This is a genomic window from Pseudomonas sp. G1002 (assembly GCF_013385455.1).
Taxonomy (GTDB): Bacteria; Pseudomonadota; Gammaproteobacteria; order Pseudomonadales; family Pseudomonadaceae; genus Aquipseudomonas.
Genome location: NZ_JACAPY010000065.1, coordinates 21348 through 39863 on the forward strand (window position 1 = coordinate 21348; position 18516 = coordinate 39863).

18 protein-coding genes are annotated in these 18516 nt (G+C 60.1%); 6 read left to right on the forward strand and 12 right to left on the reverse strand.

Going from position 1 to position 18516, the window contains the following annotated elements; genetic code table 11:
- The first annotated feature begins 1 nt into the window (after position 1).
- Together zapE and HX801_RS31335 are read left to right on the forward strand one after the other, a co-directional pair.
- Positions 2-1135 (forward strand): cell division protein ZapE, encoded by a 1134-nt coding sequence (gene zapE, locus HX801_RS31330; protein ID WP_177023401.1) that lies wholly within the window; start codon positions 2-4, stop codon positions 1133-1135.
- Between the two features lie 91 nt (positions 1136-1226).
- Complete coding sequence (locus HX801_RS31335) at positions 1227-1718, forward strand: GNAT family N-acetyltransferase (RefSeq protein WP_008432012.1); 492 nt, start codon at positions 1227-1229, stop codon at positions 1716-1718.
- 99 nt (positions 1719-1817) lie between these two features.
- Here HX801_RS31335 and HX801_RS31340 read toward each other — a convergent pair whose 3' ends face one another.
- The 4 genes from HX801_RS31340 to HX801_RS31355 form a co-directional block, all read right to left on the reverse strand.
- The gene (locus HX801_RS31340) at positions 1818-2033 is read right to left on the reverse strand and encodes a hypothetical protein (RefSeq protein WP_087694368.1); all 216 of its coding nucleotides are present in this window, start codon (positions 2031-2033) and stop codon (positions 1818-1820) included.
- A 150-nt stretch (positions 2034-2183) separates the two neighbouring features.
- Positions 2184-4433, reverse strand: a complete 2250-nt coding sequence (locus tag HX801_RS31345) for a TonB-dependent siderophore receptor (RefSeq protein ID WP_177023402.1) — start codon at positions 4431-4433, stop codon at positions 2184-2186.
- A gap of 155 nt (positions 4434-4588) precedes the next feature.
- The gene (locus HX801_RS31350) at positions 4589-6328 is read right to left on the reverse strand and encodes a phosphoethanolamine transferase CptA (protein ID WP_087694370.1); all 1740 of its coding nucleotides are present in this window, start codon (positions 6326-6328) and stop codon (positions 4589-4591) included.
- A 154-nt stretch (positions 6329-6482) separates the two neighbouring features.
- Positions 6483-6659 carry a DUF6026 family protein gene (locus HX801_RS31355; RefSeq protein WP_023658901.1) on the reverse strand — a complete coding sequence of 59 codons (177 nt, stop codon included), beginning with the start codon at positions 6657-6659 and terminating at the stop codon, positions 6483-6485.
- Between the two features lie 244 nt (positions 6660-6903).
- On the opposite strand from HX801_RS31355, the gene gnd reads away from it, so the two are divergent.
- The 3 genes from gnd to HX801_RS31370 are packed head-to-tail and all read left to right on the forward strand — an operon-like array spanning position 6904 to position 10252.
- Positions 6904-7911, forward strand: coding sequence for a phosphogluconate dehydrogenase (NAD(+)-dependent, decarboxylating) (gene gnd, locus HX801_RS31360; RefSeq protein ID WP_256579633.1), 1008 nt, complete (start codon positions 6904-6906; stop codon positions 7909-7911).
- Positions 7908-9431, forward strand: coding sequence for a glucose-6-phosphate dehydrogenase (gene zwf, locus HX801_RS31365; RefSeq protein ID WP_003217928.1), 1524 nt, complete (start codon positions 7908-7910; stop codon positions 9429-9431). Before gnd ends, zwf begins: the two co-directional genes overlap by 4 nt.
- Entirely contained in the window at positions 9428-10252 is an 825-nt protein-coding gene (locus HX801_RS31370; protein ID WP_003217930.1) for an HAD family hydrolase, read from the forward strand. Before zwf ends, HX801_RS31370 begins: the two co-directional genes overlap by 4 nt.
- Before the next feature lie 137 nt (positions 10253-10389).
- On the opposite strand, the gene HX801_RS31375 is transcribed toward HX801_RS31370, so the two are convergent.
- Positions 10390-10650, reverse strand: a complete 261-nt coding sequence (locus tag HX801_RS31375) for a hypothetical protein (RefSeq protein WP_003217933.1) — start codon at positions 10648-10650, stop codon at positions 10390-10392.
- 343 nt (positions 10651-10993) lie between these two features.
- Here HX801_RS31375 and HX801_RS31380 point away from each other — a divergent pair, with 343 nt between their 5' ends.
- Positions 10994-12322, forward strand: a complete 1329-nt coding sequence (locus HX801_RS31380; protein ID WP_003217935.1) for a sigma-54 dependent transcriptional regulator — start codon at positions 10994-10996, stop codon at positions 12320-12322.
- Between the two features lie 65 nt (positions 12323-12387).
- On the opposite strand, the gene HX801_RS31385 is transcribed toward HX801_RS31380, so the two are convergent.
- The 7 genes from HX801_RS31385 to HX801_RS31415 form a co-directional block, all read right to left on the reverse strand.
- A complete protein-coding gene (locus tag HX801_RS31385; RefSeq protein WP_177023403.1) occupies positions 12388-13701 on the reverse strand; it encodes an autotransporter domain-containing protein in 1314 nt (437 codons plus the stop codon).
- 49 nt (positions 13702-13750) lie between these two features.
- Positions 13751-14500, reverse strand: coding sequence for a hypothetical protein (locus tag HX801_RS31390; protein WP_003217939.1), 750 nt, complete (start codon positions 14498-14500; stop codon positions 13751-13753).
- A gap of 37 nt (positions 14501-14537) precedes the next feature.
- Positions 14538-15218 carry a C39 family peptidase gene (locus HX801_RS31395; RefSeq protein WP_003217941.1) on the reverse strand — a complete coding sequence of 227 codons (681 nt, stop codon included), beginning with the start codon at positions 15216-15218 and terminating at the stop codon, positions 14538-14540.
- Between the two features lie 61 nt (positions 15219-15279).
- On the reverse strand, positions 15280-15975 hold the full coding sequence (locus tag HX801_RS31400) for a hypothetical protein (RefSeq protein ID WP_008432027.1): 696 nt from the start codon (positions 15973-15975) through the stop codon (positions 15280-15282).
- A 79-nt stretch (positions 15976-16054) separates the two neighbouring features.
- On the reverse strand, positions 16055-16612 hold the full coding sequence (locus HX801_RS31405) for a hypothetical protein (RefSeq protein WP_003217945.1): 558 nt from the start codon (positions 16610-16612) through the stop codon (positions 16055-16057).
- A 1-nt stretch (position 16613) separates the two neighbouring features.
- A complete protein-coding gene (locus HX801_RS31410) occupies positions 16614-17060 on the reverse strand; it encodes a hypothetical protein (RefSeq protein WP_003217947.1) in 447 nt (148 codons plus the stop codon).
- A 318-nt stretch (positions 17061-17378) separates the two neighbouring features.
- The gene (locus HX801_RS31415; protein ID WP_177023404.1) at positions 17379-18374 is read right to left on the reverse strand and encodes a FecR family protein; all 996 of its coding nucleotides are present in this window, start codon (positions 18372-18374) and stop codon (positions 17379-17381) included.
- Between the last annotated feature and the right edge of the window lie 142 nt (positions 18375-18516).

Below are 18516 nucleotides of genomic sequence, written 5' to 3' on the forward strand. Positions count from 1 at the left end.
CATGACTTTCGACTCGCCACTTGCCGCCTATCAGCACGCCATCACCGAACAGGGTTTTGTCCCCGACGACGCCCAGCGTGAGGCGGTGCAAGCCCTGCAGAACTGCCATCAGGCCTTGCACCACGGCCCTGGGCCCATCACTGGGGTGTACCTGTGGGGCCCGGTCGGCCGGGGCAAGACCTGGCTGATGGACCAGTTCTACCAAAGCCTGGGAGTGCCAGCGCGGCGCCAGCATTTTCATCACTTCATGGGCTGGGTGCACCAGCGTTCATTCCAGCTCACGGGCACCCACGATCCCTTGCAGGCCCTGGCCCGCGAACTGAGCCGGGAAGTGCGGGTGCTGTGTTTCGATGAGTTGTTTGTCAACGACATTGGTGACGCCATCATCCTCGGCCGGCTGTTCCAGGTGATGTTCGAGGAAGGCGTGGTGATGGTCTGCACGTCCAACCAGCCACCGGACCAGCTGTACGCCGACGGTTTCAACCGGGATCGTTTCCTGCCGGGAATCGAGGCGATCAAACAGCATATGCGGGTGGTGGCAGTCGATGGCGGGGAGGATCATCGGCTGCACCCGGGCACCGCACTGCAGCGTTACTGGGTCGACCAGCCCGACGCGTTGGCCGAGGTGTTTCGCCAGTTGAGCGCCGGGCAGGCAGTGAGCAGCGCCCCGGTTGCGGTCGGCTACCGCTCCATCGTGGCAGTGCAGTCCAGTGAAACCGTGCTGTGGTGTTGCTACGCCGACCTGTGTGAGCAGCCGTTGGCGGCGATGGATTTCATGCTGCTGTGTGATCGGTTCAAGGCCATTTTGCTCGGCGAGGTGCCCAACCTCAGCGCGCAAAAGCGCCCGGGACGAATCGCCCGGGGCACCGAAGACGCTGCCGAACGGGTGGACGCCGGGGACCGGGAACTGCCGGAACTGTCGGTGCATGACGACAGCGTCCGGCGTTTCATCGCGCTGGTGGACGAGTGCTACGACCGCAAGGTGCCGCTGTACATCGAGGCCCGGGTGCCGCTGGAAAGCCTCTACACCGAGGGTTACCTGGAGTTTCCATTCCGCCGCACCCTGAGCCGCCTGCAGGAGATGCAACTGGCACGGTTTGGCGAGCCTGGCGCGCTTTCACGCGGGCAAATGTAGTTAATCTCCTTCATCTAATGCCTGCACCACGCTTACAATCGAGCCCTTTTATGGGGACCGAGTCCCTGTCGCACCGTCAACGAGGAAGGAAATGGACAGCGCAGACATCCTGGTGCTGCAAGCCAGCTACACCAATCCGGTACACGCCGAGGCCATTGGCCTGGTGCTCAATCATTACGCTGAAGACCCCATGGGCGGTGGCCACAGCCTGCCGGCCGACCGTTTGCAGCAACTGCCGGCAGAGCTGGCCAAGCGTGCCCACGCGTTCAGTGTGCTGGCCTTTGTCGGCGGTACGCCGGCCGGCCTGGTGAACTGCTTTGAAGGGTTTTCCACCTTTGCCTGCCGCCCGCTGGTCAACGTGCACGACGTGGTGGTGATGGATCAATTCCGTGGCCTGGGGCTGAGTCAGAAGATGCTGCAAAAGGTCGAGGAAATTGCTCGCCAGCGCGGTTGCTGCAAGATCACCCTCGAGGTGCTTGAAGGCAACGCCGTGGCGCAGTCGGCGTATCGAAAGTTTGGGTTTGATGATTCGGTATTTGATCCGCAACATGGCCGGATGTTGTTCTGGAGCAAGCCGCTTTAATTAATGTTTATTTAATTAAAGGCAAAAAAAAGGCGCCAGCAAGTGGCGCCAAATTGACCTTGGCTATCAGAGCGGAATAGCACAGGTATTGCGGGTAAATCAGCTGTTCGGTGTGTTGGTAGTTTGGTCGGCCGTTGCCGGCTTTTCGGTCTTGCCGTCAGCCATTGCGGTTTGCTGGGCAGCACCGTGAGTCTGTTGCTGAACGAAGGTGAAGTTGTTGTAGAACTCCTTCGAACGCTCTGAGCCGCCTTCTGCAAAGGCGGCTACGGAAGTCATGGTCATCAGGCCGGCAAGGATAACAGTCGAAAATTTCATGGCAGTGTCTCAGTAAGTGTGTTGGGTCCGCGCGTTGTCATCAGCGGCGGGATGGGGAGACTGTGGGCCAATGATATTAAGTAAGGGTTAACCTCGCGCTGACCGAAAGTTAACGATTTCGTTAACTTCCAATCTTTAGCAGCGATGAATTCAGAGCTTCCAGTCCAGTGCAACGCTGATAGAGCGCGGGTCTCCCCAATACACGCCGTTATAGAAGCCGACGCGCTCGTAATATTTTTTATCAAATAGGTTGTTGATATTAAGTGACGCCGACAAGTGGTCATCGAACTCATAGCGCGACATCAGGTTGACCACGGTATAGGCCTGCTGGGTGATCCGGGTGCGCTCCCTGATCAGGGCTCCATTGGTGTCCCGGCCAACCGGGCGATAGGCGAAGTCGTAGAAGTCGCTTTGCCAATTCACCGCGCCGCCGACCGTCAGCGCGTGCCATTCGCCGGGCAGGCGGTAGGCCGTGGACACGCGCAGCAGGTTCAGCGGCAGGTGGGTGTTATTGCGCTGCTTGTCCCCGTTCAGGGAGTGGGTGTAGGTGTATCCGGCGGTCAGGTTCCAGTCGGGGCGCACCTCTCCGGACACCTCTACCTCGAAACCCTGAACCTTGTTGCCTTTGCCGCCGGATGTGAAGAACTGCTCGCCGGTCTCCGGATCCGGTGGGGTCAAACTGTCCAGTTCCGCGACGTTGTCCTGTTTGCTCCAGAAGTACGCGGCCGCCAGGTTCAGGCGCTCTTCCAGCAGGCTGCCCTTGATGCCCACTTCATAGTTGCTGCCTACCACTGGCTCCAGGTATTGCTTGCCGGCGGTGCGTTCTTCCTGCGGGTTGAAGATATCGGTGTAGCTGGCGTAGACGGTGTACTCCGGGGTCAGGTCGTAGAGCAGGCCGGCGTAGGGTGTCCACATGTCGTTGTGGGTCTGGCTGGATTTTGACGTACCGAGGAACTGGTCAGTGTCCCTGTTGTAGTTGTAGGTGGTGCTCTCGATCTCCCAGCTGCCGTAGCGGCTGCCCAATACCGCATGCAGGCGATCGGTCAGGCTCAGGCGGGTGGCCAGGTAGCCGGCCTTTTGGCGGGTGCTGCCTTGTTCGCCCTTGAGGCCGGTGTTGGTGTCGGGGAATTTGCCGATCCCGCCCATGTGTTTCCAATCGTCGATGCTGGTGTAGTCCTTCGGCACCGTACCGCTGCGCAGGTGTGGCGAAGCGTCACGCTGCTCGGACTCGCCGTAACCCACCATCAATTCGTGCTCACGACCCAGCAGGGCATAGGACCCGGACAGGTTCAAGTCGACCACGTCCATTTTCGAGGTGCCGAGCATGTGGCTGGTCCAGGCGGTCATGCCGCTGCGGTCGGCATTCGGGAAGCCTGAGCCGCCGTAATAGACCTTGCCGTCGGTGTCGCTTTCACGGTGGGTATAGGCGGCCTTCAGGTGCCAGTCACCCGCCAGGCGGTGGTCGAGGGTAGCGAAGGTGGTTTCATCTTTCAGCGGCCAGGAACTCCAGTGGGCCGCGATGTTGGCGGAGCGGGGCAGCCTGGCTTTGCTGCCGTCGCTGTTCCAGTAGGGCAAGGTGCCCCACGCGGTGCCCTGCACATGCTTGTTCTGGTAATCGAAGCCCACCGCCAGCACCGTGTCGTCGGTCAGGTCGCCTTCGAGGATGCCGTAGCCGACTTCCCGTTGCAGTGCGTAGTTGTCGCGGTAGGACTGGGTGTCACGGTAGGCGAGCACCGTGCGGCCGCGCAGGCGCCCATCAAACGCCAAGGGGCCGCCAACGTCCAGGTAGCTGTAGTAATTGTCGTGGGAGCCGCCACTGACGCCTGTCTTGGCCTGCCACTGTGCGGTCGGACGTTTGCGCACCATATTGACCGTGGCCGAGGGGTCGCCGGCGCCGGTGGTCAGGCCGGTGGCGCCGCGGACCACTTCGACCCGGTCGTAGATGATGGTGTCGGCATCGGACTTCATGCGGCCGAAGGTGTTGAGCATGCCGTCAATCTGGAAGTTGGTGATGCCGTAGCCGCGCGATGAATAGCCGACCCGGTCGGAGTCCAGGTGCTGCACCACCACGCCGGTGGTCTGGCGCATCACTTCGGTCAGGGTGTTGAGGTTGAAGTCGTCCATCTGCTGGCGGGTGATCACCGAGACCGACTGCGGGGTTTCCTTGATGGACAGGTTCAGCCGGGTGGCGGTGCCCATTGAGCCTGTGGTGTAGGCACCGGTGTGTTCGGTGTTGGCGCCAAGGCCTTCGGCGGTGATGCTGGTGCTGCCCAGTTCCAGGGCTTTGGCCGGCGCTTGGGAGTCCTGGTCGGGGTCGTTTTCGGCCAGCAGGTCCGGGCTCAGCACCACGCTGAAGAGGCCCAGGGTCAAGGTCATGGAACGGGTAATAGGCGCGAACATCGCGGCGAACTCCTTGTCGTCTATGAAAAATGCCATTGGCTCAAAGACGAAAGGAGGCGGGGAACTTTAGCGCTAAACGAGAATAATTATTATCTTAACGTTGCCGCCAAATCGGGTTTCACCGCTTTGCGCGGATGAAACCCGGGCGATTCAAGCTACTTGACGACCACGTTGACGGCGTCTGGCTTGGGCTTGATCAGGCTGAAATCAATCAGCGGTTTTTGCTGGCGTGCATACGGGTCGCCAATCATCCGTGGCCGAGGCTTGAAGCTGTCACTGACCAGGCTCTTGCTGTGGTCCAGTTCGTCGAAGCTCAACCCGGCCATGTCGGCCCAGGTATGGATCAGCTGCGAGCTGGTGTAAGGGCGCTGCAAGTCACCGGCAAAACTCCAGTCATGGCTTTCACGCCACTTGGGTGATGCGTAGGCCATGAACGGAATGGTGTACATCGGTGCCGTCGGCTTGCCTTCGTTGCGGCCCAGGGTGTTGTGGCCGGCCGAATCGAACACGTCTTCGCCGTGGTCGGAAAGGTACAGCAGGAAACCGTTTGGATCGGTCTTGGCGTAGTCCTTGATCAGGCTCGACACCACGAAATCGTTGTACAGCACCGCATTGTCGTAGCTGTTGTAGGTCGGCAACTGTGCGTCGCTGACCCCCTCAGGCACACCCTGGCGGTCGGTGAACTTGTCGAAGGTCGGCGGGTAGCGGTACTGGTAGCTCATGTGGGTACCCAGCAGGTGCACCACGATGAATTTGCGTTCGGCGGTGTCGGACATGGCCTTGGCAAACGGCTCCAGCACGTCGCCGTCATACTGGCGCGCATTCTGGTTGCGGTTGTTGTTCAGGTACACCTGCTCGTCGGCCTGTTCGGAGAAGGTCGTGAGCATGGTGTTGCGCTTGGTCATGGTCTGCTGGTTGGTGATCCAGAAGGTCTTGTAGCCGGCCTGCTTCATCACGCTGACGATGGACGGGGTCTTGAGGTACAGGTCCGGGTTTTCTTCGTCAGCGAAGGTCAGCACCTGTTGCAGCGCCTCGATGGTGTACGGGCGCGGGGTAATGACGTTGTCGAACACCGCCAGTTGGTCCCGCAGCTTGTCCAGTTCCGGCGTGGTGTTGCGCGGGTAGCCATACAGGCTCATGCGCTGGCGGTTGGTGGATTCGCCGATCACCAGCACCAGGGTCGACGGCTGGCCGGCCATGCTGTCCTTGAGGTTGGTCAGGGGCGGGATCTTGCTGGCGCTGGTCAGCATGCCTTGCATGTTATCCAGTTGTTCGGTGTAGCGGCGGTAGGCGACGATCATCTGCCATGGCACTGCCGGCTCGATACGGGTTTCGAAGCGGTCGATGGCCAGTTCCATGGTCTCGCTCTTGGCGATCTGCTTGACCAGCGGGTAGCCGACGATGGCAATCACGATTGCGGCAGCCGCCAGCATGGCCTGGCCACGTGGCAGGTAAACCGGGCGTACGCGGGTCCACAGGAAAACGGCCATGGCGGTGTGGGCAATGAACGCCAGCACGATCCACCAGGCAAAGTATTGGGTGGCGTATTCGCCGGCTTCAGAGATGTTCGACTCGAACATGATGAAGATGACGCTTTGAGAGAATTCCTGCTGGTAGATGAAGAAATAACCCAGGCTGGCCATGGAACAGGCCCACAGCACCACGCCAATCAACCCCGCCACCAGGCGCGCGCGACGCGGGAACAACAGCATCGGCGCCAGCCACAGGGCGCTCATGAAGAATGCCTGGCGGAAACCACTGAAGCCGGAGGTGCCGGTCAGTTGGATCAGCAGTTGGGTAATGCCCGAGAAATACCAGAAGAACAGAAACATCCAGCCGAGGCCGGCCCAATCAAAACCTTTCGCAGACGTAGTGCTGCGTTTGAACATCGCCATCCAGCGCTCCAACCCGATAATTTCAGTGTCAACGCGCAGGGATGCACGCAAACAGAGGGCCTGCGCACGTAGCGCGGCCCTATTCGGCGGGAGTATCGGGAGGGGGATGTGAAAACTTCGTGAGTTATTCCTGAACGGTTCGTTCAGCCCACGTTCAGCAAAGTGCGGGCTGGGTGCCGGACGGCTGATTGAGCTGGCCCTGCAGGTGCGAGCGCAAACGCATGACTTCCTGCTGCAGTTGGTCGCGCTCGTTTTTCAACTGGCGCAATTCATCGCGGCGAATGGTGACGTAGAGGGTCTGTGGCGGACGGGTCATGTGTGCAGTGCTCATTGCTTACCTCGCAAATAGCCGGTCTATCGCGGTGCCAGAGCGCTTGAATCGAGGCTCTCGGCAACAGTCGGGGCAATTCTGAATTCTTTTTTTAATGAAGGGAACTTTTTTATTTTTGATGGTCGTTGTGACTTTTAACCCACTGAAGGCGAAAGGATGGCCACTTTTTGTCATGAAACTATGCCAATCCGCTCTGGACTAACCCTCATTAGCCTCATTGCGCTATAAACTGTGACACACATTTATTCGTAGTAAGGAGCATCAGCACATGCAACTGGGGATTATTGGACTAGGCCGCATGGGTGGCAACATTGCGCGGCGCCTGATGCTCAATGGGCATACCACCGTGGTTTACGACCGCAATGAAGCATTCGTAAAAGGTCTGGCAGGCGAGGGCGCCACGGGCGTTGCTGACCTGGCAGGCCTGGTGGCCGGGCTGCAAAAGCCCCGGGCGATCTGGGTGATGCTGCCGGCAGGCGACCCGACCGAGAACACCATTGAAGAACTGAGCCAACTGCTTGAAGACGGTGATGTGATCATCGACGGCGGCAACACCTTCTATAAGGATGACATCCGTCGGGCCAAGGCCCTGTCGGAAAAAGGCCTGCACTATGTCGACGTCGGCACCTCCGGCGGCGTCTGGGGCCTGGAGCGCGGCTACTGCATGATGATCGGCGGCGACGCCGAGACCGTTAAGCTGCTGGACCCGATCTTCGAAAGCCTGGCACCGGGCCTGGGCACCATCCCGCGTACCAAGGACCGTTCCGCCGCAGCGGACAGCCGTGCCGAGCGCGGCTATATCCACGCAGGGCCTGCCGGTTCCGGGCACTTCGTCAAGATGATCCACAACGGCATCGAGTACGGGATGATGCAGGCCTTCGCCGAAGGTTTCGACATCCTCAAGACCAAGAATTCGGAGAACCTGCCGCAAGACCAGCGCTTCGACCTGAATGTTGCCGATATCGCCGAAGTCTGGCGCCGCGGCAGCGTGGTGTCGTCCTGGCTGCTGGACCTGACCGCCGACGCCCTGGCCACCGATCCGAAGCTCGACGGGTATTCCGGCTCGGTCGCCGACAGTGGCGAAGGCCGCTGGACCATCGAGGCCGCCATGGAACAATCGGTACCGGTTCCGGTGCTGTCGAACTCGCTGTTCGCACGCTTCCGCTCCCGCCAGCAAAGTACCTACGGTGACAAAATGCTTTCTGCCATGCGCTTCGGCTTTGGCGGCCATGTGGAGACTCCCAAAAAATGACCGCCAACGGCAAGAAACCCAAGGCCGAACCCGCTCCGCCCACCACACTGTTTCTGTTTGGTGCCCACGGTGACCTGGTCAAGCGCCTGCTGATGCCGGCGCTGTACAACCTCAGTCGCGACGGGCTGCTGGGCGATGGCTTGCGCATTGTCGGCGTTGATCACAACGCCATCAGCGACGCCGATTTCGCCAAGAAGCTCGAGGACTTCATTCGCACCGAGGCCGCCAGCAAGGTCAAGGGCAATGCCGAGAACGCCCTGGACCCTGCATTGTGGGAACAGTTGGCCAAAGGCATCAGCTACGTCGAGGGTGATTTCCTCGACGACGGCACCTACGCCGATATCGGCAAGAAGATTGCCGACAGCGGTACTGGCAACGCGGTGTTTTACCTCGCCACCGCGCCGCGTTTCTTCGCCGAAGTGGTGCAGCGCCTCGGCGCGGCCGGCTTGCTGGAAGAAACCCCGGAGGCGTTCCGTCGGGTGGTGATTGAAAAGCCGTTCGGCTCCGACCTCGCCACTGCCGAAGCGCTGAACGCCTGCCTGCTCAAGGTGATGAGCGAAAAGCAGATCTACCGCATCGACCATTACCTGGGTAAGGAAACCGTCCAGAACATCCTCATCAGCCGTTTTTCCAATGTGCTGTTCGAGGCGTTCTGGAACAACCACTACATTGACCACGTACAAATCACCGCCGCCGAAACCGTCGGCGTGGAAACCCGTGGCAGCTTCTTCGAACACACCGGCACCCTGCGGGACATGGTGCCCAATCACCTGTTCCAGTTGCTGGCGATGGTCGCCATGGAACCGCCGGCTGCCTTTGGCGCCGACGCAGTGCGGGGCGAGAAGGCCAAGGTGATCGGGGCCATCCGGCCCTGGTCGCTGGAAGACGCACGGGCCAACTCGGTGCGTGGCCAGTACACCTCGGGTGAAGTCGGCGGCAAGCAGTTGCCGGGTTACCGCGAAGAGGCCAATGTTGCGCCCGACAGCAGCACCGAGACCTTCGTTGCCCTCAAGGTGTTGATCGACAACTGGCGTTGGGTGGGTGTGCCGTTTTACCTGCGCACCGGCAAGCGCATGAGCATCCGCGACACCGAGATCATCATCTGCTTCAAGCCGGCGCCTTACGCGCAGTTCCGTGATACCGAGGTCGATGAACTCAAGCCGACGTACTTGAAGATCCAGATCCAGCCGAATGAAGGCATGTGGTTCGACCTGCTGGCGAAAAAGCCCGGGCCGACCCTGGACATGGCCAACGTGGAACTGGGGTTTGCCTACAAGGACTTCTTCGAGATGCAGCCGTCGACAGGTTACGAAACCCTGATCTACGACTGCATGACCGGCGACCAGACCTTGTTCCAGCGCGCCGACAACATCGAGAACGGCTGGCGTGCGGTGCAGCCTTTTCTCGATGCGTGGAAGCAGGACGACGGCATCCAGGCCTACAAGGCGGGTGAGGACGGCCCGGCGGCGGCTGATGCGTTGCTGGCCCGCGATGGCCGTACCTGGCACAGCCTCGGATGAGTGACTTGCCGAGTCAACCCATCCGTTTTGTGTTGAGTGATATGGATGGCACGTTGCTGCATCCGGATCACAGCCTCAGCCAGCGCACCATTGATACGGTTCGCGCCTTGCGCGCGGCCGGGGTGTTTTTCAGCCTGGCCAGCGGGCGACCTCCCAAGGCCATGCGTCAGCAGGTCGAAGCACTGGGCATCGATGTGCCGATTGCCGGCTTCAACGGCGGCACGCTGGTCAATCCCGACGGCAGTATTCTGGTGGCGCATCACTTGCCGGCAGAAGCGGCGCTGGTGGCGTTGGCCTTGTTTACGCCGCAGCCGGACGTTGAAGTCTGGCTGTTTGCCGACGGTGACTGGCTGCGTCGCGATCCCGGCGGACCGATGGCGGTTCGCGAGGAGCACGGCCTGGGCTATGGGGCGATCGTGGTGGAGAGCTTCGAGCCGTATCTGGATCGGGTCGACAAGATTGTTGCGGCCAGTACCAATACCCAGCTGCTGATGGAGCTTGAGGCGCAGTTGCAGCCCAGGGTCGAGGGATTGGCCCAGGTGTCGCGTTCGCAGCCGGTGTTCCTGGATGTCACCGCCATGAAGGCCAACAAGGGTGAAGCGTTGAGAACCCTTGCGGCGCACCTCGGTGTGCCACTGCAACAGACAGCCGCCATCGGTGATGGCGGCAATGACCCGGCGATGTTTCATGTGGCGGGGTTGTCGATTGCCATGGGCCAGGCAGAAGAGGTGGTCAAGCGCCAGGCCAGCGTCGTGACCGGCAGCAATGTCGATGACGGTGCGGCGGAAGCCATCGAGCGGTTTATTCTCTCGGCCTATTGATCGGTAACCACACTAATAAGTAGTCAGCTATGCAAAGTTGCAACTTGCATGGCTGACTGTCCACTTGAGTTAGTGCGGGTCAATATATTGCGCAGCCGGGCGGCACACTTTCGGGTGCCGTCTCACGCACGCTTCAGTTACTTGGGCATTGCCCAGGATTGCAACTGGTAGCCATCTTTGTCGAGTTCGGCACGGGCCTGCAACAGCAAGTTCTCAAGCTGTGCCGGGTCGGTATAAGTGCTGGAAGACAGCTGCTTGCTACCGATACGGGTATTGGTGCGGTCGATGACGCTCAGGCTCAGGGCGCCGTTGCCGTCGTGCCAGGCCACACATTGAAAGGGCTGGAAAGCACGGTCTGCGATCAAAAGAGCTTCGTTGATGCGGAGCGGGGCGTTCATGGGGTCTTCTCTCTAAATGCCCATTCAAGTGGAAGCCGTTGGTTGGGCGTGCCTAACGACTGGTTACTTGTACTGATGCACGATCACCGGGTGCGGGTCACATGTTAGAAGAAGATTTTTTAACTTTCCCTGATTAAAGTCATGTAAGGGGCTATTTTGAAAGCCTCATGAAAGTTATGCCGCGGCAATTGACCGCATCCGACTGACATAAAAGACCCGGTTCGTTCGCGACTTATAGCGAATCGGTACAAAGGGTGCGTCAAGATCTTGCTAGGGTTACCAGCAGACATTGCAAATAGTTGTTTTTAAATAACTTTAACGATTTTGACGCCAAGGAATAGTCATGATTGTTACACCTGCCCCGCGCCGCCTGCTTGTGGTCGATCCCTGTGATGACTGCCACCGGCTATTGCCCGGTTTGCGCGCAGCGGGGTGGGACGTGGACAGCTGCGCCCTCGAGTCGGTGGGTGAGCGCTCCTGTGACGTGGGTTTGTTGCGCCTGCAGCCGTTTCACCTGGAGCGACCCGAAGCGGTCAAGGAACTGATCAGCCGCAGCGGCACCGAGTGGATTGCGGTGCTTAACCAGGAAGTGCTGCGCCTGCAGAATGTCGGCGATTTTGTCTGTGAGTGGTTCTTCGACTTCCATACCTTGCCGTTTGATGTGTCACGGGTGCAGGTCACCCTGGGCCGCGCCTTCGGCATGGCGCGCCTGCGGGGCAAGGGCAACAACGCGCCTGCGGGCCAGCCGGAACACGAGTTGCTGGGGGACAGCCGTCCCATCCGGGAGTTGCGCAAGCTGCTCGCCAAGCTGGCGCCCACTGAGTCCCCGGTGTTGATCCGTGGCGACAGCGGCACCGGCAAGGAATTGGTCGCGCGTACCTTGCATCGCCAATCCCAGCGCCATGCCAAGCCGTTTGTGGCGATCAATTGCGGGGCGATTCCCGAACACCTGATCCAGTCCGAACTGTTCGGCCATGAGAAGGGCGCCTTCACCGGCGCCCATCAGCGCAAGGTGGGGCGGATCGAGGCGGCGCACGGCGGCACCTTGTTTCTCGATGAGATCGGCGACTTGCCCATGGAGCTGCAAGCCAACCTGCTGCGTTTTCTCCAGGAAAAACAGATCGAGCGAGTCGGCGGCAGCCAGCCGATTGCGGTGGATGTACGCGTGTTGGCGGCTACCCACGTCGACCTGGAGGCCGCGGTGGCAAAGGGTACTTTTCGCGAAGACTTGTATTACCGGCTCAACGTCCTGCAAGTGGTCACCGCGCCGTTGCGCGAGCGCCACGGCGACGTGGCGATGCTGGCCAACCATTTTTCACACTTCTACAGCCAGGAAACCGGCCGCCGTCCCCGCAGCTTCAGTGAAGACGCACTGGTGGCCATGGGCGAGCACGGTTGGCCGGGCAATGTGCGCGAGTTGGCCAACCGCGTGCGGCGGGGCCTGGTACTGGCGGAAGGGCGGCAAATCGAAGCCGTTGATCTGGGACTGCAAAGCCAGCAGGCAATCGCGCTGCCGATGGCTACACTGGAAGATTACAAGCACCGTGCCGAACGCCAGGCGCTGTGCGATGTGCTCAACCGGCACAGCGACAACCTGAGTGTCGCGGCCCGTGTGCTGGGGGTTTCCCGGCCGACGTTCTACCGGTTGCTGCACAAACACCAGATCCGCTAGGGCGGGTAAACCGAAAAGCCCCGCAACGACCCTTATCGTTGCGGGGCTTTTCCCGTTGTCATGCCTTAAAAATAATACGGGAACTTCAGGCTGAAGCTGAACGACGGCGCATCCGGTGTGATCCCTATGGCCAGGTTCGGCACGATGGTCAGGTTGTCGGTCGCCGCAATCGTCATGCCCACGTTGAAGTAACCCGCGTTGGCGTCGCTGGAAACCACCGACTGCCAGTCGCCGCCATCCGGCTTGAGCTTGCTCTTGCGTTGCACCAGGTCGGACACCGAGAACGACATACTCATCTTCTCGTTCAGCGCAAACGCCACGCCAGCGCCGATCTGGAAGCTGTCGCCCAACTGCACTTTCCCCGGGGTCTTCTGGCCGACCTGGGAGCTGATATCGCTGAACGAGTCTTCGAAGTTGTGGGTGTACGACAGCGAGCCAAACAATACCGCCGGGTCGAAGGTCTTGACCAGCGAGATACCCGGCGTGATCGACCACACACCGTTGCCGGTGGGCAGGCTTTCCGGCACGAAAAGGTTGGTGTTGCTGGATGACTGGACCAGCTTGATCCCAAACGGATCTTCGCCGGTGGGCGCCTTGACCCGCACCGACACCACGGCATCCGGCAGGTTGACGCTCTCGTCGAGGAATTTGTAGGCAATCCCGAAGTTGACGTCGCCGATAGTCGGGTCACGCGTGACCGATTGTTCCGAGGTCGCGGTGCCGCTGCCACCGTTGGCACCACCGGACTGATAGGTCGACTCGCGGTACACCACCGGCACGTTTATATCGAACTGCCAGCGGTTGTCGAGGTTGTAGCGGCCCGTGAGGTCGACGGTCCAGTTATCCGACTTGATCCGGTCCAGGTTGATGTTGCCGAGGAAGATCGAGTCCAGCGCCAGGAAGCCGTTGAGGGTCAACTGGCGGGCATCGTAGCGGGAATAGGTGACGCCGGTTTCAAAGCTGAACTTGCCGTTGCCAAAGAACCCGCTGGCCTCGTTATACAAGTTGCTCACGCTCTGTGCCGGGGCCGAATCATCCTTGAGGGACTGGCCGTAGGACGCGCCACCGGCTGCACCGCCCGAGGCCGCAGCCGCGCCGACTCCCGGCGTGTTGCCGGCCACCGTGGTGCCGCCTTTCTGGAAGTCTGCCGGAGATTTGGCCAGGCGTTTGGGCGGCGGCGCCACCGGTTGTTCTTCCACCTGGCGTACCCGTTGCTCCAGCACCGCCAGTGCTTTTTGCTGCACTTCGTAGCGTTGCTTGAGCTCCAGCAATTCCTTTTTCAATGTGTCTATGTCGGTGTCCGGCGCGGCATACAACATGGATGCGGGCAGGAGCGTGCTTAAACAAATTACGGCACGTAACGATAGCGATCGATGCATGGAATAAGCCGTCCCTTTCTAATGCGCAAGTGTCGAGGCACAGCGTAGTTCAATAACCGTTAGGGCGTAGGCCTCTGAGTTGATTCAGGTTCAGGTTCTGCCCCAAATTGTTCAAACCGTTGTTGCCCAGCACCACATTGAGTTGGGTCATGTTGCTGACGAAGTTGCTGTTACCCTGCAAAACCGTGCCTTGCAGGACATTCCCGGCGCCGATCTGCTGCAACGAATTGCCCTGATTGTTGTTGGCCAGGATCGCCATTTGCAGCCCGCCATTGGCGGCCGACACCGTGACCTGGCCGGCACCCGTGCTGCCGGTGACCGACTGGCCAGCCACCAGGGCTTGTCCGGACTGGACGACATTGGCCGGCGACAAGCCATTCTGGTTCACATTGATATTCACGTTATTGCTGGCGGTGTTGCCATCGCCGGCGGCGCGCACGCTTTGGGTCACGCCCTGGCCGCTGCCCAGGCCGGCACCACCGACCACCGTGCCGGTGCCATTCGGCTGGTTGGGCGAGACTTTGGTGGGGCTGTCGGTTACCTGCACATAAAACTGCGGGGTGACGGTCGACGCGTTGACGTTCATGCTGGCCGAGCCGGTCACGCTGTCGCCGGCGGCATTGGTCCAGGTACTGCTCATCACGATGCCAAAACTGATGATCCGCCCCGGCATCACGTAGCGACCACGCAGGTCAGCCAGTTCCGAGTCCTTTATTTCAATCGGTTTGAACACCGATGACGCATAAGCGGGCATTGAGGCTGCCAGGCACATGACCGTCAGCCAACGGTAAGTGTTCATCGTTTGCTCCTGGAGCGTCCTGCCCCTTATTGCGCTTCTAGAAGAAGTCGCTCTGGATAAAACCGAAGTCCATCAATTCACTGTCCCGCACCGGACTGAACTCATTGATTCTGTTTTTCGCCGTCAGTGGGGTGGGCGGGTCGAGCAGCACGTTGGTCTTGTCATAACCTTCGCCCAATACCGCGAAGACGATGCCATTCCAGCCTTTGACGAAGTCGTCGCGGGCATAGCGTTTATGGCCCAGTACCGGGTCGCCGATGTACACCCAGTCCTTGTCGGCGCGCTGCATCACCACGAAGTGCTTGTAGCCGCGAATCTCCAGCAACACCACCACCGGGATCTTCACCGTGAGCAGGGTGTCTGCATTGATCCGGTAACCCCGGGCGCGCATCCCGATGCTTTCCAGGTAGCGCTTCATGTCCAACATCGAAAAGCCCTGGGTACGCACCAGGTCCTGATCGGCGTTGACCAGCATGCCCTTGATGATGTGGTCTTCATCCACATCCATCCAGTAGGCCTGGCGCAGGATGGTGGCCAGGGCGGCGGCACCGCAGCTGAAATCGGTTTTCTGTTCCACCAGGTTGGCGAACTTGCGTTCACGGATGCTCTCGACCTTCTTGAAGATCACGCCACCGCCGGGCATGGCAGCAATCGCCATTTGCCCCGCCCAAGTCGGGCCGGTGAGCAATAACAGGAGGGTGAGGGCGATGATCCGCATGATCGAATGGCCTGGAGGACACTGGAATAAAAAGGGGCCTTGTCGCCAAGGCCCCGTTGCATCAGAAACGTACGCCGGAGGAAATCACAGTGGTGTTGCCCTGCTGATTGCCCACGCCTGCAGCAATGTTGGCGCCCAGGTTGCCCGAAGAGCCATTAAGCGAGTTGTTGGCGCTGGCGTTGTTCACGACAGGCAGGTAAGTGTGGCTGCCCCATGGGCCAGACTGAGTGGCCACGGTATTGAGGAAGGTGTTGTCGACGCTGGTTTGAGTGGTGTTGCTCGAGGCAGCGGCGGCGGCACCACTGGCAGAAGCAATTGCCAGTTGGTTTTTCTGTTGGTTGAAGTTACCCGCGGCAACGCTCACACCCAGGTTGCCGGAGCTGCCGTTGGCCGAGTTGTTGAGCGAAGCGTTGTTGTGGGTAGCCACTTGCACCGAGACGTTGTTGCGGTTGTCTTGGGTAATGGTAGCTTGGGCAAACACGGCATCTGCATCACCGGCCGCAATGGCGGTCTGGTTGTCTTGTTGGTTGCCATCACCGGCTGCGATGTTGGCCTGGGCGTTGCCGCTGCTGCCGTTCAACGAGTTGTTGGCCGACGCGTTGTTCTGGGTGCCCAGGTTGAGCACGCCATTGTGGTTGCTCGATTGCGCATCGGAAACGGCGGCTACTGCAGCGGTAGGCTGATGAGTAGGTGGGTTGGCATGTGCGGCGGCAGCCATGATTGCAGCGAGAGCGAAGGCCAGTGGTTTAAGAGCCATTGTAGTTTTCATGGTATTTCCCCTTGCTTCTAATTAGTTGGTTAAGTGTTGGTACGGTCCAGCTTCGAGCTCCAATGAATCATTGGATCTGTACGTTCAGGGCGTTAGCCATGCGGTTCCCCACCCCGGCACTCTGATTCACCTGTACCACTCCACGGCTGCCGGTGAAGGCCTGGTCGCTTGTGACGACCTGGCGGCTGCCAGTGGTAGAGGTGAACCCTGAGTTTGGTGACAGCGCCACGTTCTGTTGCGACATGACGCTGTCGTCGATGCTTTGCGGGCCAGCATTCACGCTGATCCGCACGGCATTGATCATCTGGTTGCTGGCCCCGGCCGACTGGTTGACGCCCAGTACACCGCTGCCATTGCTGAAAGAGCTGCCCTGGATCGCCACCCTGGCGTTCTGGGAGCGATCGGCCGGTGCGCCGCCGATGGTCTGGCTGAGGGCGCCGCCCGCCTGGGAGTTGCTGCCCGCAGAAATCGCGCGGCTGTTGAGCTGTTGTTGCTGATTGCCGGCCGCCTGGTTGATCGAGACGATGCCGTTGTATTGCTTGCCGGAGTTGTCGATCACTGCGCTGTTGTCAGCCATGGCTGCCGAGCAGCCCAGGATCGCCAGGAACAACCAGGAATGGTTCATCTCACTGGCCTCCCATCAGGCTGCCGATATTGTTCAAAGGCGCCATGCCGCGGGAGATTGAGCCGTTGATCTGCCCCGAGAGGCTGGAGCCGCCACCATGGCCGGCCGCTGCGCCGCCACCAAGGCCTACGCCACCCCCGTTGTTGGTCAAGCCGGGAAGGTTGCCGCCGGGCAGGATGGCGCGAGTGATGCTGGAGCCGCTGCTGATGTTGGCGTAGTCGTTGTCGCTCAGCTCGCTGGTGGCCCGCAGGATCTGTGGAGAAGAATTGGCATTGACGGTGACCGGGTTGGGGTCGACGCCAGCGGTGCGGCCAGCCATGTGGCCCTGGACGGTGCGCTGAATCACGATCACACCGTCGCCTGCCGCGAGCACCGGGAGGCTCACGCTGGTACTCAGTACACAGCTGATCAGCAGAAGGCTCAATGAGCCTGGATTAAGTGTCTTCACGACGGCATTCCTTATTCTTGGCGCTGACCCTAAACAGCGCTGTCAGGAAGAGAGCAGGAGCTGTGCCGCTTTTGAATTTGGGATGACATTCATGGGGTTATGAGCGCGGGGGATAGAATGCACAGTGGATGTGTTTCAACTGTGAGACAGCGGGCCTTTGTCCAGCCCGCCTGGCAGGTGTCTCAGGGATGAAACACTGCGCGCCGTAAACCCGGCACTCCGCAGCCGGCTGTCAGCTCAGCCGGTGCAAGTGTTTCAAAAATGGACGATTTGACGCAGGCAGCATCCGGGAGGAGGGCGCAGGCCCATGACCCTGGCTCAGCTCTTTGGGGTTTTGCGCGGAATGGAATTGAGCACGGGGTTGCCGTCCTGGTTCTGGGTCAGGTAGACCGGCAGGACCTTGGGCAGGGAGGGGACGAGGTTGGACACCTCGTTGATGTTGTAGATGCCACCAATGCGGATCGCGCCGGTGCCGGCGTCGGCCAGCATCACGGGTTTGCTCAGGTAGCGATTGATCAGCGGCAACGCGTCGGCCAAGGCCAGGTTGTCGAGGATCAGCTTGCCTTCACGCCAGGCCAGGGCCGTGTCGCCCGGGGCAATTGGCTGGGCCTGGGGGCTGGCGTCGCCACGGTTGTAACTGGCCTGCATCCCGGGTGACAGGCGCAGGCCGCTATGGGCGTCGTCGCTGCTCACCAGCACCGAGCCTTGCAGCAGCATGACCCGCACATGGTCTTCGTATTTCCAAACATTGAACTGAGTGCCGGTCACCCGAACCTGGCCGTCACCGGCGTGGACGATAAACGGATGTTGCGCGTCATGGCTGACCTTGAAAAACGCCTCGCCTTTTTTCAGGGTAACCCGGCGCTGATCCTTGAAATTGCTGTAGACCAGTTCGGTGCCCAGGTTAAGTTCAACCTGGCTGCCGTCGTCAAGGGTGACCTGGCGCAAGCTGTTTTCAGCTTCGTAATGGTTGTACGAGCTGGGCAGCCAGCCTGCTTCCCAGCCGGTAAGGGCCGCCAGTGGCAAGGCCACCAGGCATATCGCCGCCGCTACCGCGTAGTTCCTCAAACGGCTGCGAGGTTGTCGTCGCGCCACGACGGGGGCCGGCTCGCTGCGGGGCAAGTGATCGGCAACGTCCCAGATTTCCAGCATCGCGGCGTATTCGAAGGCATGCAGTGGATGCGCATCGTGCCACTGCTCGAAGGCCTGACGCTCCGCCGTCGTGCAATCGCCAGCGTGCAGACGCATGCACCAGTGCGCAGCGGCATCGGTGATGGCGTCGTATTCGGCTTCTGATAGGGACTTATCTGTCATTAACTCATCCTGATTTCCGACATTCTAACCTCCACAGCAGGACGGCGAGAACAGCCATCATGGCGAATGCACATCAATTGGAACTAATTCTCGTCTGCAGGGCCCTAAAAAATTCAGGACAGGTAACACTCATTCCCTAATG